Annotated in this window: 1 protein-coding gene; it reads left to right on the top strand. The window is 29.9% G+C overall.

What is annotated here, in order from left to right; all coding sequences use genetic code 11:
• Positions 1 to 52: 52 nt before the first annotated feature.
• Positions 53 to 1,440, top strand: a protein-coding gene (locus M2475_RS11365; protein ID WP_277491656.1) for an IS3 family transposase whose coding sequence is annotated in 2 segments (ribosomal slippage) — positions 53 to 559 and positions 562 to 1,440 — 1,386 coding nt annotated over the 2 segments. Because the reading frame shifts where the segments join, the coding sequence is not laid out codon by codon here. This gene is flagged as partial in the annotation.

Below are 1,440 nucleotides of genomic sequence, written 5' to 3'. Positions count from 1 at the left end.
TGAAGTGCACCCCGTTATTTGGACACCCAAATAAAAGGAGGTGCATTTTTATATGTCGAAGTTACTAAGAGAACAGAAGATACAATTATACAAAGAAAGAAAACAAGGGATTACTATAAGTAGTTTATCCAAGAAATACAGTGTGGGAAATGCAAGCATAGAATATTTAATTCGATTAATTGATTTACATGGATACGATATCTTAAGAAAAGATAAAAATAGGTATTATTCTCCAAAACTAAAACAAGAAATTATTAATAAGGTACTATTAGAGGAACAATCAATCATTGGAACCGCAATAACATATGGGTTATCTAGTAGGGGGTTACTACAGGCTTGGATAAAATCCTATAAAGAGAATGGATATGTTATAGTAGAGAAAATGAAAGGGAGACCCTCTGCTATGAAAAAAGAAAAAATCACAAAAAAGTATAAAGATATGAGTCAAGAAGAAAAGATTCAATATTTAGAAAATAAGAATCTAGATTTAGAAGCTGAGAATGAATACTTAAAAAAGTTACGAGCTGTAATTCAACAACGCAAGGAGCAAGCACAGAAGAAAAAGTAAAAATTATTTCTGAATTACAGCTGAAGTATCCATTGAAGACTCTTCTAAAGAAAGCAGAATTAGCGAAATCAACATATTATTATACAATCAATAAAGTCGATAAGGATATGAAGAATGACGAAATTATGAATCAAATAATATCTATCTTCTACGAACATAAAAGTCGTTATGGATATCGTAGAATTACATTAGAGTTAAGAAATAAAGGAATCCTTATCAATCACAAGAAAGTTAAGAGAATGATGTCTAGATTGCATTTATATGGAATCACACCAAAAGCAAAGTATAAATCATACAAAGGTGATATGAATGGTGTATGCAAGAATCAATTACTACATAAAGTAATTGATGAAGAAGAACATAAAACATATTATGAAAGAGACTTTAGTACTACAAAGTGTAATGAAAAATGGACAACAGATGTATCAGAATTTCATATTGCAGAGGGAAAATTGTATTTATCGCCTATTTTAGATATGCATAGTCGTGACATTGTATCATTTAGTATATCCAGTAGTCCAAATTATAAACAGACACAGGATATGCTTGATAAGGCATTTGAAACACATCAGAAAATAGAAGGATTACTCTTTCATTCGGATCAAGGATGGCAATATCAAATGCAACCATATCATAAATCACTATCTGATAAGGGAATCATTCAATCGATGTCAAGAAAAGGAAATTGTCTGGATAATTCACCAATGGAAAACTTTTTCGGAATCATGAAAAGAGAAATGTTTTATGGTCATGAATTTGAGTTTAAGACATTAGATGAATTAAAACTTGCAATGGAAGAATACATTGAATATTATAATACTCAAAGAATAACAAAAACATTAAAAGGACTAACTCCTGTGGAATTCAGGAAT

Source organism: Breznakia sp. PF5-3, assembly GCF_029504745.1.
GTDB lineage: Bacteria > Bacillota_I > Bacilli_A > Erysipelotrichales > Erysipelotrichaceae > Breznakia.
Note: the sequence above shows the minus strand (reverse complement) of the source record. Positions and strands in the feature narration are given on the sequence as shown.